The sequence below is a fragment of the Streptomyces sp. NPDC059861 genome (assembly GCF_042731435.1).
GTDB lineage: Bacteria > Actinomycetota > Actinomycetes > Streptomycetales > Streptomycetaceae > Streptomyces.
The window spans coordinates 11,385-27,159 of record NZ_JBHWJQ010000005.1 but is presented as its reverse complement, the minus strand read 5'-3'; the positions used below and the strand labels follow the sequence as shown (position 1 = coordinate 27,159).

Below are 15,775 nucleotides of genomic sequence, written 5' to 3'. Positions count from 1 at the left end.
AATGCACAGGAGCATGACCGACAGCCGCACCCGGACACGCAGGACCGCCCGCACCGCGGCGGCCGCACTGGCGGGAGCGCTCGCACTCTCGCTGAGCGCCTGCGGGGGCGACGACGACAGCGGAAACGAAGGAAGCGGCGGTACGGACGAGACCGCCACCACCGTGACACTCCCGAAGCTGGACGGCGAGACCCTGGAGGTCGCCGCCGTCTGGACCGGCCCGGAGCAGGCCAACTTCAAGAAGGTGCTGCAGGAGTTCGAGAAACGGACCGGCGCCAAGGTGACCTTCGTGCCCGCGCAGGACCCGATCATCAACTTCCTCGGCTCCAAGATCGCGGGCGGCGCGCCGCCGGACATCGCGATGCTCCCCCAGGTCGGCGCCATCCAGCAGGCCGTGGACAAGGGCTGGGCCAAGCCGATCGGGACGGAGGCCCAGGAGCAGCTCGGCAAGAACTACTCGCAGGGCTGGCAGGACCTCGGCCAGGTCGACGGCAAGCAGTACGGCGTCTACTACAAGGCCGCCAACAAGTCTCTGATCTGGTACAACACCCAGGTCTTCGAGAACGCGGGCGCCGAGGAGCCCCAGACCTGGCAGGACCTGCTCTCCACCGCCCAGACGATCTACGACTCCGGTGTCACCCCGTTCTCCGTCGGCGGCGCCGACGGCTGGACGCTGACGGACTGGTTCGAGAACGTCTATCTCTCGCAGGCCGGCCCGGAGAAGTACGACCAGCTGGCCAAGCACGAGATCAAGTGGACCGACCCGACCGTCACCGAGGCCCTGACCACGCTCGCGCAGATCTGGGGCAAGCAGGACTACATCGCGGGCGGCGCGAGCGGCGCGCTGCAGACCGAGTTCCCGGCCTCCGTCACGCAGACCTTCACCGGTGGCGACCAGCCGAAGGCGGGCATGGTCTACGAGGGCGACTTCGTGCAGGTCAACATCGCGGAGACGGACGCCGAGGTGGGCACGGACGCCAAGGTGTTCGCGTTCCCCAAGGTCGGCGACACCGAGCCGGTCGTCTCCGGCGGTGACGCGGCGGTCATCCTGGAGGACTCGAAGGCCGCGCAGGCCCTGGCCACGTTCCTGGCCTCGCCGGACGCGGCGACCATCCAGGCGAAGCTCGGCGGCTATCTGTCGCCGAACAAGAACGTGGACCCGAAGGCGTATCCGAACGCGGTGCAGCAGGAGATGGCCAAGGCGCTGGTCGCGGCCGGTGACGACTTCCGCTTCGACATGTCCGACCAGGCCCCGCAGGCCTTCGGCGGCACGCCCGGCAAGGGCGAGTGGAAGGCGCTGCAGGACTTCCTGAAGAACCCGAAGGACGTCAAGGGCACCCAGGAGCAGCTGGAGGCCGACGCGGCAACGGCGTACGGAGACTGAGCCGGCCATGGCGTCGGCATCCACGGCAGGGGTCCCGCCCACCAAGGCAGGGACCCCTCCCCGTAGTCGCAAGAGCGTGACCGGCACCCGCAGGACCGTGGCAGCGCTGTTCCTGTTGCCCGCCCTGGTGCTGCTCGGCGCGCTCGTGGTCTACCCGATCGGGTACTCGGTCGTGCGCAGCTTCTACGACCAGTCCGGCGACGGCTTCGCCGGATTCGACAACTACCAGGCGCTGTTCACCGACGAGGGCATCCGTACGGCGCTGAAGAACAACATCATCTGGGTGGTGTTCGCGCCGACGGTCGCGACCGCGCTCGGGCTGATCTTCGCGGTGCTGACCGAACGGGTGCGGTGGGGCACGGCGTTCAAGCTGGTCGTCTTCATGCCGATGGCGATCTCGATGCTCGCGGCGGGCATCATCTTCCGGCTCGTCTACGACCAGGACCCGGACAAGGGCGTGGCGAACGCGGTCTGGGTGGGGGTGCACGACACGTTCGCCGAGTCGTCGGCGTTCCCGAAGGCGCACCCGGGCCGGGAGTCCCCGTTGGCGGCGGACGGCGGCGGATTCCTCACCAAGGAGCCGGTCCGCCTGGGCGAGCCGGTGGGCCTGCCCCTGGTGGGCGTCGCCCCCGACCAGATGCCCGACGGCGCTGCGAAGGCCGTGGCGGCGAAGGCCGACCCGGGCAAGGTCACCGGCACCACCTGGCAGGACTTCACCCGCGGCGAGGGTGTCGGCACCCTCAACGCCCCGGACGCCTCCGAGCTGGGCTATCCCGGCATGAAGGTCGAGGCGGTCAAGGACGGCAAGGTGGTCGCCTCGGCCACGGCGGCCGCCGACGGCACCTTCACGCTCCCGGCCACCGCCGACGGGGCCCAGCTGAGGCTGCCCGCCGGCAACTTCAAGGAGCCGTACAACGGGCTGGACTGGCTCGGCCCGTCGCTGGTCACCCCGGCCATCATCGGGTCGTACATCTGGATGTGGGCGGGCTTCGCGATGGTGCTGATCGCCGCCGGGCTGGCGGGGATGCCACGTGAACTGCTGGAGGCGGCACGGGTGGACGGGGCCAACGAGTGGCAGGTGTTCCGGCGGGTCACGGTGCCGCTGCTCGCCCCCGTTCTCGCGGTCGTCGCCGTCACCCTGATGATCAATGTGCTGAAGGTCTTCGACCTCGTCTTCATCATCGCCCCGGGCTCCTCCCAGGACGACGCGAACGTGCTCGCGCTGGAGCTGTACCGCAAGGGCTTCTCCGAGGACCAGCCGGGCGTCGCGAGCGCCATCGCGGTGTTCCTGCTGCTGCTGGTGGTCCCGGTGATGTGGTTCAACATCCGCAGGCTCAGGCGGGAGGTGCGGCGATGACCACGGAGTCCGTGAAAGGCAGGGAGTCCCTCGGCTCACGCCTGGCACAGGGTGTCAGCGGCGGTCTGATGCGGGTCTTCCTGATCGTCGTCGGCCTGTTCTGGCTGGTGCCGACCATCGGTCTGCTGCTCTCGTCCCTGCGCACCCCGACGGACATGAACGAGAGCGGCTGGTGGACGGTGTTCACCGAGCCGGCCCAACTCACCTTCGAGAGCTACGACAAACTGCTGAGCAACGGGGACATCACCGGCTCCCTGCTCAACACGGTGCTGATCACGGTCCCGGCGACCGTGCTGGTCGTGGTCATCGGCTCGCTCGCCGGATACGCCTTCGCGTGGATGGAGTTCCCGGGCCGGGACTGGTGGTTCCTGGGCGTGGTCGGTCTGCTGGTCGTCCCGGTGCAGGTGGCGCTGATCCCGATCGCCGAACTCTTCGGTTCCATCGGGCTGTTCGGCTCGATGCTCGGCGTGATCCTGTTCCACGTCGGCTTCGGTCTGCCCTTCGCGGTGTTCCTGCTGCGGAACTTCTTCGCGGAGATCCCGCGCGAGCTGCTGGAGGCGGCGCGGCTGGACGGCGCCGGTGAACTGCGGCTGTTCGCACGGGTGGTGGTGCCGCTCGGCGGACCCGCGATCGCGAGCCTGGGCATCTTCCAGTTCCTGTGGGTGTGGAACGACATGCTGGTGGCGCTGGTGTTCACCGACTCCGGCAGCCAGCCGATCACGGTGGCGCTCCAGACGCAGGTACGGCAGTTCGGGAACAACATCGACGTGCTGGCTCCCGGCGCGTTCATCTCGATGGTGATTCCGCTGGCCGTCTTCTTCGCCTTCCAGCGGCAGTTCGTGTCGGGGGTGATGGCGGGCGCGGTGAAGTGAGCGCCGAGACAACGATCTTGGGGGCGGGCCGGGAAACGGCCCGCCCCTACGTGTCCACGGCGATATGCCCCGCAAGCCGTACACATCGTAACCAATTCACTCCATCGGTCGTTCCCGGGCAGAACGCCCGCGCAGACCCGCCGACCCATGGATGCCCCTTGCCCAGGTTCAGTGTCATCGTCCCCGCGTACCAGGTGCATGCGTATCTGCACGAGTGCCTGGAATCGATGCTCGGCCGGTCGTGTACCGATCTTGAACTGTTCGTCGACGACGACCGCTCGCCGGACGCCTGCGGCGAGTTCATCGACGAGTTCGCGGCCTGCGACCCGCGTGCACAGGCCGTCCACGTCCCGCAGGTGCGGGGACCCGGTCCCGCCCACCACGCCGGTCTGGAGCAGGCCACCGGCGACTACGTCCTCTTCCTCGACGGCGACGAGAGTCGGCGTTCCGTACGCACGTCCCGCAGGTGCGTACGGCGTGGATCGCACGCCCCGAGCGTCACCACACGCGCCCGACCGGCGCGTCCCGGATCACGCCCGGCACGGCCGGCCGAGCCGGGCGCCGCCTTCCGGGCGCGCTTCTGTCCGTACGACGACGGCCGCGCCGCCGAGCGCGTCGTACGCCATGCCGTGCTCGGGGAGGCCGAGGCGCAGCTGCCGCCGGTAATGCCGCCGACCGAGCGGCGGCCGGTGCCGTCGGCGGCCACATCGCGGGCGAATCCCCCGGCAGCCACCATTCCGCAACCTTCTGGTCACTTCACCGTCACCGAAAGCCACTGACCGCCGTTTCACCTACCGGGAGTCCGTATGCCCCGCAGCTCGTCGCGGCCCACCCCGACGCGGCCGTCCACGTGCCGGCCGTCCGGGCGGCCCGGCCGGTCCGCGCCCGGTCCGTGGCGGGCCGCTCGGCGGGACTTCCACGGCCCGAGGCGCGCGCCTCCCGCCGAGCAAGGATGAAAACGGAAAGAGGCGCATGCCCCGTTTCAGCATCATCGTTCCCTCGCACGGGGTCGAGGCCCTGCTGGCCCGGGCCCTGGAGTCGGTGCTGGCACAGTCCTTCGGCGACTTCGAGCTGATCACGGTGTGTGACGAGCCGGAGGCTCGGGCCGCGGACATCAGCGCCGAGTACGCGGAGCGGGACCGCCGGCTGAGACCGGCGTACTCACCACCCACGGCCGGTCTTGGCGCGGCCCGCACGACCGGGCTGCGGGCGGCGTCGGGCGCCTATCTGCTGTTCCTCGACGGCGACGACGTCCTCGTCCCGGGGGCGCTGGCGGCGCTGGACGCCCGGCTGCGGGAGACGGGGCCGGTGGACGTGCTGCACTTCGCGCACGAGCGGGTGCCGGCATCGGCAGGGGGCGAACGGGCCGGCGCCCGGCTCGTCGCTCTGCCGGCCGCCCCCGCAGGAACCTTCCACCCCGACGCGGCCCCCTGGCTCACGGTGGTGAACCGGCCCGTGTGGAGCGCCGCCTACCGGCGCGGATTCCTGATGGTTCACCAACTCGCCTTCCCTTACGGCCATTTCACCGACCTCGGCTGGGGCGCGGTGGTGACGGTGCTGGCGGAACGGGTGGCGGTGCTGCCGTCGGTGGTCGTACGGCATCTGGCGCGGGCACGAGGGAGCCTGCTCGACAACGCGGGCGAGCGCCGGCTCGATCTGCTGGACCAGATCGAGCCGGCGCTCTTCCAGGCGGGTGCCGCGCGAATGTCGGCGGCGCGGTCGCGGGCCCTGTTCGACCAGTTGTTCACCGTGGTCGTGGAGGTGGCGGCCGACGCGCGCGTCCTGCCGGCGCCTCGGCGGCGGGTCTTCTTCCGGCAGGCCGGCGCGCTCTACCGGCGCTACCTGCCCGCCGGGCACCGTCCTGCGCAGCTGCGGCTGCGGCTGCTGGGGGCCGGCGCCTACACGGCGTTTCGCGCGTTGCGGGGTATGCCCGGCCTGCCGCCCCGCGATCGGTTACTCGACGACGAGCTCGACCGGGATGTTGCCGCGGGTGGCGTTGGAGTAGGGGCAGACCTGGTGGGCCTGCTCGACGAGCTTGCGGCCGGTCGCCTGGTCCACGGTGACGGGCAGCTCGACGCGGAGGGTGACGGCGAGCGCGAAGCCCTCGCCCTGCTTGCCGATGCTGACCTCGGCGGTGACGGCGGCCTCGCTCAGGTCGACCTTCGCCATCCGGCCGACCACGCCGAGGGCGCCGGCGAAACAGGCGGAGTACCCGACGGCGAAGAGCTGCTCGGGGTTGGTGCCCTGACCGTTGCCCCCCATCTCCGTCGGCACGGCGAGCTGGAGGTCGAGCCTGCCGTCGGAGGAGACGGAACGCCCCTCGCGGCCGTGGGTGGAGGTGGCGACAGCGGTGTACAGCGCGTCCATGGGAAAGACCATCCCTCTCAGGTGATGTACCGGCGATCCGTCCGGCCGGTCCGACAACAGAAGTAGAGCACACAATTCAATTGCACACAACTAAATGACGCTCGGGGCTATCCTGGTGCCATGACCACCACGTCCGCGGCGGAGTGGCTCCGCCTCGACCGACAGATCTGCTTCACCCTGAACGCGGCCTCGCGCGCCTTCGGCGGGGTGTACCGCGTGGTCCTGAAGGACCTCGGGCTCACCTACCCGCAGTACCTGGTGATGCTGGTGCTCTGGGAGGACGGCGACCTGCCGGTCAAGAAGCTGGGCGAGCGACTACGCCTTGACTCCGGCACCCTCTCACCGCTGCTCAAGCGACTGGAGGCGGCCGGCCTGGTGCGCCGTGAGCGCAGCGTGCGCGACGAGCGTTCGGTGGAGGTGCGGCTGACCGAGGAGGGGGACGCGATGCGCGAGCGGGCGCTCCAGGTACCGGTGCGGATCGCGGCGGCGACCGGGTTCGGCGTCGACGAGATCCGCGAACTGGGGGCCCGCCTGGAGCGGCTGACGACGGCGCTCGACGCCGCGGCGGACGCGGCGGCGACGGAGGCCACGGAGTCCCGGTGAGCCGGGCGCATCCCCTGCCACTCGTGTCACGTTCGCACGAAAGGTGACATTTGCGCGGCGGACGCCCGATCACCTGCTTCACTGTGAGGCGAACGGCACACGGGCAACGGAAGAGGGGACTGCCGCGGATGACCTGGCTGATCACCGGCGGCGCCGGATACATCGGGGCGCATGTCGTGCGGGCGATGACCGAGGCGGGCGAGCGGACGGTCGTGTACGACGACCTGTCCACCGGCCTCGCGGAACGCGTCCCGGACGACGTCCCCCTGGTGACCGGTTCGACCCTGGACGGCGATCTGCTGAGCCGCGTACTGACGGAGCACCGGGTCACCGGAATCGTCCACCTGGCGGCGAGGAAGCAGGTCGGCGAGTCGGTGGACCTCCCCCTGCACTACTACCGAGAGAACGTCGAGGGCCTGCGCGTCCTGCTCGAAGCGGTCACCGCGGCGCGGGTCCCGTCCTTCGTCCTGTCCTCCTCGGCGGCGGTGTACGGCATGCCGGACGTCGACCTGGTCACCGAGGAGACCCCGTGCGTGCCGATGAGCCCGTACGGCGAGACGAAGCTGGCCGGTGAGTGGCTGGTCCGCGCGACGGGCCGGGCGACCGGCATGGCCACGGCCTCCCTGCGCTACTTCAACGTGGCCGGCGCGGCGAGCCCGGAGCTGGCGGACGTGGGCGTCTTCAACCTCGTCCCCATGGTCTTCGAGAAGCTCACCGAGGGCGCGCCCCCGCGCATCTTCGGCGACGACTACCCGACCCCCGACGGCACCTGCGTCCGCGACTACATCCACGTGGTCGACCTGGCCGAGGCCCACGTCGCGGTCGCCCGCGCCCTCCAGGACTCCCCCGGCCGCGACCTCACCCTCAACATCGGCCGCGGCGAGGGCGTCTCGGTCCGCGACATGGTCACCCGCATCACCACGACCACCGGCCACCACCACCCCCCGGTCATCACCCCCCGCCGCCCCGGCGACCCACCCCGCGTGGTGGCCTCCGCCGACCGCATCACCACAGAACTGGGCTGGAAGGCCCGCCACGACGTCCAGGACATGATCACGTCAGCCTGGGAGGGCTGGGTCCACACCCACCCGCAGGCAGCACTGGACCAGCCTGCCGGCAGGTGACCCCTGGTCACAGCGCCTTGAGTGCCGCCGCCGTCGTACGGGCCAGGGATGCCAGGTAGCCCTTGGGGAGTTCGGGGTTGCGGATCACGACCGAGCGCCAGTACAGCGGGCCGGAGATGAGGTCGAGGGCGAGGTCCCGGTCGTGGTCCGGGCCGACCTCCCCCCGCTTCTCCGCCGCGGCCACGATCTTGCTGGCGACGCCCTCCTGCCCCTCGCGCAGCGCCTTCTGGAGGGCCTCGGCGATCTCGGGGTTACGGGCCGCCTCCGCCTGGAGGTCGGGGATGATCTGCGAGGCCACGGGGTGCCGCAGCGCCCGGGACGTCACCTCGTACAGCAGCCGCAGGTCCGCCTCCAGGGAGCCGGTGTCCGGCGCGGGCAGTCCCTGTACGGCGATCGCCGAGACGACGTCCAGCACGAGGTGCAGCTTGGAGCGCCAGCGCCGGTACACCGCGGTCTTGCCGACCCCGGCCCGGCGGGCGATGCCCTCGATCGACATCCGCGCGTAGCCGACGGACGCGAGCTCCTCGAAGACGGCCGCCCTAATGGCCTCCGTGACATCCGCGCGGAGCACGGCCGCCCCGGCGGGGGTCCGGCGGCGCGGTCGCGGCTGGGGCCCGTCGGCGTTCGTCGTCATGCGGACCAGCATAGGGCGTTACGACGAAACGGTTGCGTTCCGACGTTGGAAAGGCCTACGCTCGCGTTGCGACGATACGGTCCCGTTCCGACGTAAGAAAACGTGAAGAGAAGCGCAGGAAAACGCCGGGAGCGCTTGCAGGGACCGCCGCCGCGCCCCCCACCCCCGACCGAAAGCAGCGGATGTGAGCCAGGTCCTCGACGCACCGCCCCCGACGACGGCCCGCACCACGGCCCCGGCCGTCGACGACCTCGCGGCCCTCGCCGCCCGCCACGGCCTCACCGTCAGCGGCGCCCGTCCCTCCCTGTCCCAGTACGTCCGTCAGCTGTGGGCACGGCGCCACTTCATCGCGGCGTTCTCCACGGCCAAGCTCACCGCCCAGTACAGCCAGGCGAAGCTCGGCCAGGTGTGGCAGGTCATGACCCCGCTGCTGAACGCCGCCGTCTACTACCTGATCTTCGGCGTGCTGCTGCAGACCAAGAAGGGCGTGCCCGACTACGTCCCGTTCCTGGTCACCGGCGTGTTCATCTGGACCTTCTCGCAGAGCTCGATCCTGGCCGGCACCCGCGCCATCGCCGGCAACCTCGGCCTCGTCCGCGCCCTGCACTTCCCGCGCGCGGCCCTGCCGATCTCCTTCTGCCTCCAGCAGCTGCAGCAGCTGCTGTTCTCGATGGCCGCCCTGGTCGTCATCCTGCTGGTCTTCGGCGTCCCGGTCGCCGCGTCCTGGGTGCTGGCGATCCCGGCCCTGGTCCTGCAGTTCACGTTCAACGCGGGTGTCTCGATGATCATGGCCCGGCTGGGCGCCAAGACACCGGACATCGCCCAGCTGATGCCGTTCGTGCTGCGCACCTGGATGTACGTGTCGGGCGTGATGTGGAGCATCGACCACCTGCTCAGCCGGCACAACGACCTGCCCGGCTGGGTCGGCCCCGTGCTCCAGGCCAACCCCGCCGCCGTCTACATCGACCTGATGCGGTTCGCACTGATCGACAGCTTCAAGGCGAGCCAGCTGCCCGACCACGTATGGATGCTCGCCACGGGCTGGGCCCTGCTCGCCGGCGTCGGCGGCTTCATCTACTTCTGGAAGGCTGAGGAGACCTACGGCCGTGGCTGAGAACCCCGACGGGACCACTCCCGACCAGATCCCCACCGTCGTCGCCGACCACGTCGACATCGTCTACCGCGTCAACGGCACCGGAGGTGGCCGGGGCTCCGCCACCGCCGCCCTCAACCGCATGCTGCGCCGCAAGAACGCCGAGAAGGCGGCCGGCGTCCGCACCGTGCACGCCGTCCGGGACGTCTCCTTCGTCGCGTACCGGGGCGAGGCCATCGGCCTGATCGGCACCAACGGCTCCGGCAAGTCGACCCTGCTCAAGGCCGTCGCCGGCCTGCTCCCCGTGGAGAACGGCCGGATCTACACGGGCGGCCAGCCCTCCCTGCTCGGCGTCAACGCCGCCCTGATGAACGACCTCACCGGCGAGCGCAACGTCCACCTCGGCGGCCTCGCGATGGGCATGACCCGCGAGCAGGTCAAGGAGCGCTACCAGGAGATCGTCGACTTCTCCGGCATCAACGAGAAGGGCGACTTCATCACCCTGCCCATGCGGACGTACTCCTCCGGCATGGCCGCCCGTCTGCGGTTCTCCATCGCCGCCGCCAAGGACCACGACGTCCTGCTCATCGACGAGGCCCTCGCCACCGGCGACCGCTCCTTCCAGAAGCGATCCGAGGCCCGCATCCGCGAGCTGCGCAAGCACGCCGGCACGGTCTTCCTGGTCAGCCACAACAACAAGTCCATCCGCGACACCTGCGAGCGGGTGCTGTGGCTGGAACGCGGTGAGCTGCGCCTGGACGGGCCCACGGAGGAGGTCATGAAGGAGTACGAGGCCTTCACCGGGGACAACAAGCCGAAGCCCAAGCCCAAGACGGCGGCGCCGCCGGTGCCCCAGCCGTCCTGACCGCCTGCCGCGCGGCGGTCCGACCGCCGGGCACCTGTCCGGCCGCCGTACGGCCGCCGTACCTGAACGAGGGCGCCCCGAGCCGCTTTTCGGCCCGGGGCGCCCTCACGTCGTACGTGGGCTGCCGCTGTCCGCGGACTACGAGTGGGTCCGCAGCAGCGTGCGCATCGTCCGCATCGCCACCGACAGGTTCGCCAGGTCGAACGCGTCGGAGCTCTGGATCTCCTCCAGGGTCGTCCGCGCCCGGCCCAGGATCGCCGCGTTCTTCTGCTCCCACACCTTGAACCGCTGCTCCGGCGTCGCCGTGCCGTTGCCCACCGCCAGGACGTCCGCCGTGACGGCCGCGTGGGCCGCGTACAGGTCCTCACGGATGGCCGCGCGGGCCATGGACTGCCAGCGGTCGGCGCGGGGCAGCTCGATGATGCGGTCCATGAGCTGGGAGATGCCGAGCCGGTCGGCGAGGTCGTAGTAGACCTCGGCGACGTCCAGCGGCTCCTTGCCCATGCGGTCGGCCACCGAGACGATGTCGAGCGTCGGGAAGGCGGAGGAGAAACCGGCCACCGGGGTGGCGAGTTCGTCCGGGACACCGGCGGCGGTCAGCTCGTCATAGATCTTCTGCCACCACTCCAGGTCCGCGCCGCGCATCAGCTTGGGCAGCTGCGCCCAGACGTGCTCGACGCGTTCGGCGAAGAAGTCGACCGTCTCGGCGAGCTGGAGCGGCTGCGGCCGGTTGTTCAGCAGCCAGCGCGTGCCGCGCTCCACCAGACGGCGGGAGTGCAGCCGGATCCGGGTCTGGACCGTCGCGTCGACCTTGTTGTCGAGCGCCTCGACGCCGTCCCACACCGACGCCGACCGGAAGATGGCACGGGCCGCGGTCTGCGCCCGGACGATCTCCTCCAGCGAGGCACCGGTCTCCTCCCGCAGCCGGTGCAGATACGTCGTACCACCGGTGTTGACCGTGTCGTTGACCAGCACGGTCGTGGTGATCTCGCGGCGCAGCGGGTGGCTCTCGATGTGCTGCGGGAACTGCTCGCGCAGCGCACTCGGGAAGTACGCGTAGAGCAGCCCGTGCAGATACGGGTCGTCCGGCAGCGAGGTGTGCAGCAGCTCCTCGGCGACCGTGATCTTCGTGTACGCCAGCAGGACGGCCGTCTCCGGGCTGGTCAGACCCTGACCCTGGGCGAGCCGCTCACGGATCTGGCGGTCGGCCGGCAGGAACTCCAGCGCCCGGTCGAGGTGGCCCTCGCGCACCAGGTGGCGCATGAAGCGCTGCTGGGCGTGGAGCATGTCCTTGGACTGGGCGAGGGCGTTGGAGATCGCCGTGTTCTGCGCGTAGTTGTTGCGCAGCACCAGGTGGCCGACCTCGCCGGTCATCTCGGCGAGCAGCCGGTTGCGCTGCTTGATCGTCATGTCGCCGTCGGTGACCAGGCTGTTCAGCAGGATCTTGATGTTCACCTCGTGGTCGGAGGTGTCCACGCCCGCGCTGTTGTCGATGGCGTCGGTGTTGATCCGCCCGCCGTGCAGCGCGAACTCGATCCGGCCCAGCTGGGTCAGGCCGAGGTTGCCGCCCTCGCCGACGACCTTGACCCGCAGGTCCTTGCCGTCGACGCGGATGGCGTCGTTGGCCTTGTCGCCGACGTCCGCGTGGGTCTCGGTGGAGGCCTTGACGTACGTGCCGATGCCGCCGTTCCACAGCAGGTCGACCGGCGCCTTGAGGATCGCCCGCATCAGGTCGGCGGGCGTCAGCTTGGCGACCTTCTCCTCGATGCCGAGGGCCGCGCGGATGTGCGCGTTCACCGGGATCGCCTTGGCGGTACGCGGGAAGATCCCGCCGCCCGCCGACAGCAGGTCGGTGTTGTAGTCCTCCCATGACGAGCGCGGCAGTTCGAACAGGCGCCGGCGCTCCGCGTACGAGGTCGCCGCGTCCGGGTTCGGGTCGATGACGATGTGCCGGTGGTCGAAGGCGGCCACCAGGCGGATGTGCTCGCTGAGCAGCATGCCGTTGCCGAACACGTCGCCCGACATGTCGCCGATGCCGACGACCGTGAAGTCCTCGGTCTGCGTGTCGACGCCCAGCTCCCGGAAGTGCCGCTTGACGGACTCCCAGGCGCCGCGCGCGGTGATGCCCATGCCCTTGTGGTCGTAGCCCGCGCTGCCGCCGGAGGCGAAGGCGTCGCCGAGCCAGAAGTTGTACTGCTGGGCGACCTCGTTGGCGATGTCCGAGAAGGTGGCGGTGCCCTTGTCGGCGGCGACCACGAGGTACGTGTCGTCCTCGTCGTGCCGGACGACGTCGGCGGGCGGGACGACCTCGCCGGCCACCATGTTGTCGGTGATGTCGAGCAGCGCCGAGATGAACGTCCGGTAGCTGGCGATGCCCTCCGCCAGCCACGCGTCCCGGTCCACGGAGGGGTCCGGCAGCTGCTTGGCGACGAAGCCGCCCTTGGCGCCGACCGGCACGATGACGGTGTTCTTCACCATCTGCGCCTTGACCAGGCCGAGGATCTCGGTACGGAAGTCCTCACGGCGGTCCGACCAGCGCAGGCCACCGCGGGCGACCTTGCCGAAGCGCAGGTGCACGCCCTCGACGCGCGGCGAGTACACCCAGATCTCGAACGCCGGGCGCGGCGCCGGCAGGTCCGGGATGGCCTGCGGGTCGAACTTCATCGACACGTACTCGTGCGGGCGGCCGCCCCACGCCTCCTGGAAGAAGTTCGTGCGCAGGGTCGCCTTGATGACCGTGAGGAAGGACCGCAGGATCCGGTCCTCGTCGAGGCTCGCGACCTGGTCGAGGGCGGCGTCCAGCTCCTCCAGCAGGGCGTCCACGATCTCGTGCCCGGCGCGCTGCCGCTCAGGGGCCATCCGCGCCTCGAAGAGGGAGACGAGCAGCCGGGTGGTGTGGACGTTGTTGCGGAGGGTGTCCTCCATGTAGTCCTGGCTGAACGTCGAACCCGCCTGGCGCAGATACTTCGCGTACGCCCGCAGCACCATCGCCTGCCGCCAGGTCAGCCCGGCGCTCAGCACGAGGGCGTTGAAGCCGTCGTTCTCCGCCTTGCCGGTCCAGCTGGCGGCGAACGCCTCCTGGAAGCGCTCACGGGCGTCGTCGCCGTGGTAGTCCGCGCCGGTCTGCGCCTTGGGCATGCGCAGGCCGAAGTCGTAGACCCAGGCGACGCTGCGGTCGGCGCAGCGCAGTTCGTAGGGCCGCTCGTCCATCACCTCGACGCCGAGCCGGTTGAGCACCGGCAGGACGCGGGACAGGGAGACGGCGTCACCCTTGCGGTAGATCTTGAAGCGGCGCTCGTCGGGGCCGGCGCCCACCGGCTCGTACAGGCTGAGCGCGAAGTTGTTCTCCTCGTCCAGCCGTTCGAGATGGCCCAGGTCGGCGACCGCCGCGCGCGGGCTGTGGTCGGCCTTGTAGCCCTCGGGGAAGGCGTTGTGGTAGCTGCGCAGCATCTCGGCCGCACGCTCCTCGCCGACCTCGGCGTTCAGTGCCTCGGAGAATCCGTCCAGCCAGGAGCGGGCGGCCTCGACCAGGCGGGCCTCGATGCGCTCCTTGTCGGCGTCCGACAGCTGCGGCAGCTCGGTGCCCTGCGGGACGCGGATGACGAAGTGCAGCCGGGAGAGGATCGACTCGGTGTTCCAGGCGGTGAAGTCGACGCTGGTGCCGCCGAGCTCCTCCTTGAGGATGTCGATGATCCGCAGCCGGACGCCGGTGGTGTAGCGGTCGCGGGGGAGGTAGACGAGGGCCGAGTAGTAGCGGCCGTACTCGTCCTGGCGCAGGTAGAGACGCAGCCTGCGCCGCTCCTGGAGGTACAGCACCGACGTGACGATCGCCTGCAGCTCGTCGGGCGGGGTCTGGAAGAGCTCGTCGCGCGGGTACGTCTCCAGGATCTGGAGCAGGTCGCGGCCGTCGTGGCTGTGGGGCGAGAACCCGGCGCGGCTCAGCACCTCCTCGACCTTGCGGCGGATGACCGGCACCCGGCGGACGGACTCGGTGTAGGCGGCGGAGGAGAACAGTCCCAGGAAGCGCCGCTCCCCCACGACGTTGCCCTGCTCGTCGAACTTCTTGACGCCGATGTAGTCCAGGTACGACGGCCGGTGCACGGTCGCCCGGCTGTTCGCCTTGGTCAGCACGAGCAGCTTGTGCTCGCGCGCCTTGGCGCGGGCGTCGGCGGGCAGCCGCTCGAAGGACGGGCTGACGGGGTGGCTCTCACCGGCCTCGTGGTGCGGGTCCGCGCGCAGTATGCCGAGGCCCGTACCGGGGACGGCACCGAGCGAGTCGTCGCGCAGCTCGTACTCGCGGTAGCCGAGGAATGTGAAGTGGTCGGCGGCCAGCCAGCGCAGCAGCTCGCGGGCCTCCTCGATCTCCTGCGCCGGCAGATCACCGGCGACGGGCTCCTCGGGCAGCCCCTCGGCGATCCGCAGCGCCCCCTCCCGCATCTTGCCCCAGTCCTCGACGGCCTCGCGGACGTCGGACAGGACGCGCAGCAGGTCGGCGGTGATCTGCTTCAGGTCCGAGCGGTCGGTCTCGCGGTCGCTCTCGACGTGGATCCAGGACTCGACGTGCGCGTCGTGCGGGAGCTCATCGGTGGGCGGGGTGGTGAGCACCTCGATGAGCCGGCCGGTGACATCGCGGCGCACCACCATCTGCGGGTGGATGACCACGTGGATGCCGCGGCCCTGCCGCGTCAGGTCGTTGGTGACGGAGTCGACCAGGAACGGCATGTCGTCGGTGACGACCTCGACGACGGAGTGGCTGCAGGTCCAGCCGTTCTCCTCGACCGTCGGGGTGTGCACCCGGACGTTCGCCGTGCCCTGAGGGCGGTTCTCGGCCAGTCGGTAGTGCGAGTAGGCGGCTCCGAAGACGTCGACCGGGTCGCGGTCGGCGAGGTCCTCCGGGGCGGTGTGCAGGTAGTAGCGCTGGAGGAACGCGAGTACGGCAGCCCGGTCAGGGGTGCCGTGCTCCGTCGTCCCAGTCGGTAGGTGCCCCCCGACCGGGCTGTTCTCAGCTACCCGGGCGGCCCGATCGAGCAGCTCGGCCTTGGCTTCGTCCAGCTTGGTCTGCATTGTCCTCTGGCTCCTGTCGCGCGCCGTTGCGTGACGTAGAAGGAAGTACGGTCTCCGGCCTTCCGACGCGACGTCGTGACGCGGGGTGTCCGGTCCGTTCCGACGCTATGCCGCAAGGCGAGATGAGCGGGGGGATATCAGCCATTTCCCACGCGCCCGGGGCATGTGACGCTGCTCTCGACGGCGTCCGCTCCCGGGGTGTGCGCGGTACCGCGGGGCTTCCGAAAGCCCCACCCCGCCCGCGAGGACCAGCGACCGCCGCCCGGACACGGATGTCTTCCATGCTCTCCGGGCGCGGGGCAGGGGCACGGAGGCCCCCGCGAACTATCGCGCTGATCACGCCACAAGGCTATCGCTCCTTACCCCGGGTCCGTCATGAGCCGTATGTGTACAAAACCGGGGGTGGAACTTT

Annotated in this window: 10 protein-coding genes and 3 pseudogenes; 10 read left to right on the top strand and 3 right to left on the bottom strand. The window is 70.3% G+C overall.

Going from position 1 to position 15,775, the window contains the following annotated elements; all coding sequences use genetic code 11:
* Window positions 1-13: 13 nt before the first annotated feature.
* The 6 genes and pseudogenes from ACFV6X_RS05835 to ACFV6X_RS05810 all read left to right on the top strand — a co-directional run.
* The gene (locus tag ACFV6X_RS05835) at window positions 14-1,384 is read left to right on the top strand and encodes an ABC transporter substrate-binding protein (protein WP_385378213.1); all 1,371 of its coding nucleotides are present in this window, start codon (window positions 14-16) and stop codon (window positions 1,382-1,384) included.
* A gap of 76 nt (window positions 1,385-1,460) precedes the next feature.
* The gene (locus ACFV6X_RS05830) at window positions 1,461-2,741 is read left to right on the top strand and encodes a carbohydrate ABC transporter permease (protein ID WP_385378210.1); all 1,281 of its coding nucleotides are present in this window, start codon (window positions 1,461-1,463) and stop codon (window positions 2,739-2,741) included.
* Window positions 2,738-3,613 carry a carbohydrate ABC transporter permease gene (locus tag ACFV6X_RS05825; RefSeq protein WP_385378207.1) on the top strand — a complete coding sequence of 292 codons (876 nt, stop codon included), beginning with the start codon at window positions 2,738-2,740 and terminating at the stop codon, window positions 3,611-3,613. Before ACFV6X_RS05830 ends, ACFV6X_RS05825 begins: the two co-directional genes overlap by 4 nt.
* A gap of 158 nt (window positions 3,614-3,771) precedes the next feature.
* Window positions 3,772-4,053, top strand: a pseudogene (locus ACFV6X_RS05820) (glycosyltransferase family 2 protein); the annotation flags it as partial.
* A gap of 93 nt (window positions 4,054-4,146) precedes the next feature.
* Window positions 4,147-4,392, top strand: a pseudogene (locus tag ACFV6X_RS05815) (CDP-glycerol:glycerophosphate glycerophosphotransferase); the annotation flags it as partial.
* Between the two features lie 193 nt (window positions 4,393-4,585).
* Window positions 4,586-4,918: pseudogene (locus ACFV6X_RS05810) on the top strand (glycosyltransferase family 2 protein); the annotation flags it as partial.
* Window positions 4,919-5,566: 648 nt separating this feature from the next.
* On the opposite strand, the gene ACFV6X_RS05805 reads toward ACFV6X_RS05810, so the two are convergent.
* On the bottom strand, window positions 5,567-5,980 hold the full coding sequence (locus ACFV6X_RS05805) for an organic hydroperoxide resistance protein (RefSeq protein WP_385378741.1): 414 nt from the start codon (window positions 5,978-5,980) through the stop codon (window positions 5,567-5,569).
* A 120-nt stretch (window positions 5,981-6,100) separates the two neighbouring features.
* Here ACFV6X_RS05805 and ACFV6X_RS05800 point away from each other — a divergent pair, with 120 nt between their 5' ends.
* On the top strand, window positions 6,101-6,583 hold the full coding sequence (locus ACFV6X_RS05800; RefSeq protein ID WP_385378204.1) for a MarR family winged helix-turn-helix transcriptional regulator: 483 nt from the start codon (window positions 6,101-6,103) through the stop codon (window positions 6,581-6,583).
* Between the two features lie 128 nt (window positions 6,584-6,711).
* Window positions 6,712-7,707 (top strand): UDP-glucose 4-epimerase GalE, encoded by a 996-nt coding sequence (gene galE / locus ACFV6X_RS05795; protein WP_385378201.1) that lies wholly within the window; start codon window positions 6,712-6,714, stop codon window positions 7,705-7,707.
* Window positions 7,708-7,714: 7 nt separating this feature from the next.
* Here galE and ACFV6X_RS05790 read toward each other — a convergent pair whose 3' ends face one another.
* Window positions 7,715-8,341, bottom strand: a complete 627-nt coding sequence (locus tag ACFV6X_RS05790; protein WP_385378198.1) for a TetR/AcrR family transcriptional regulator — start codon at window positions 8,339-8,341, stop codon at window positions 7,715-7,717.
* 184 nt (window positions 8,342-8,525) lie between these two features.
* Between ACFV6X_RS05790 and ACFV6X_RS05785 the strand changes: the two genes are divergently transcribed.
* Together ACFV6X_RS05785 and ACFV6X_RS05780 are read left to right on the top strand one after the other, a co-directional pair.
* Window positions 8,526-9,455: an ABC transporter permease gene (locus tag ACFV6X_RS05785; RefSeq protein WP_385378195.1), complete on the top strand. Its 930-nt coding sequence runs from the start codon at window positions 8,526-8,528 to the stop codon at window positions 9,453-9,455.
* Complete coding sequence (locus ACFV6X_RS05780) at window positions 9,448-10,299, top strand: ABC transporter ATP-binding protein (RefSeq protein WP_385378192.1); 852 nt, start codon at window positions 9,448-9,450, stop codon at window positions 10,297-10,299. Before ACFV6X_RS05785 ends, ACFV6X_RS05780 begins: the two co-directional genes overlap by 8 nt.
* Window positions 10,300-10,437: 138 nt before the next feature.
* On the opposite strand, the gene ACFV6X_RS05775 is transcribed toward ACFV6X_RS05780, so the two are convergent.
* Window positions 10,438-15,363 (bottom strand): NAD-glutamate dehydrogenase, encoded by a 4,926-nt coding sequence (locus ACFV6X_RS05775; protein ID WP_385378189.1) that lies wholly within the window; start codon window positions 15,361-15,363, stop codon window positions 10,438-10,440.
* Window positions 15,364-15,775 lie beyond the last annotated feature (412 nt).

Excerpts from the sequence above, each read along its gene's own strand:
- ACFV6X_RS05825 (WP_385378207.1), top strand. The coding sequence starts at position 2,738 with ATGACCACGGAGTCCGTGAAAGGCAGGGAGTCCCTCGGCTCACGCCTG.
- ACFV6X_RS05790 (WP_385378198.1), bottom strand. The coding sequence starts at position 8,341 with ATGACGACGAACGCCGACGGGCCCCAGCCGCGACCGCGCCGCCGGACC.
- ACFV6X_RS05800 (WP_385378204.1), top strand. The coding sequence starts at position 6,101 with ATGACCACCACGTCCGCGGCGGAGTGGCTCCGCCTCGACCGACAGATC.
- ACFV6X_RS05835 (WP_385378213.1), top strand. The coding sequence starts at position 14 with ATGACCGACAGCCGCACCCGGACACGCAGGACCGCCCGCACCGCGGCG.
- ACFV6X_RS05805 (WP_385378741.1), bottom strand. The coding sequence starts at position 5,980 with ATGGACGCGCTGTACACCGCTGTCGCCACCTCCACCCACGGCCGCGAG.
- galE (WP_385378201.1), top strand. The coding sequence starts at position 6,712 with ATGACCTGGCTGATCACCGGCGGCGCCGGATACATCGGGGCGCATGTC.
- ACFV6X_RS05775 (WP_385378189.1), bottom strand. The coding sequence starts at position 15,363 with ATGCAGACCAAGCTGGACGAAGCCAAGGCCGAGCTGCTCGATCGGGCC.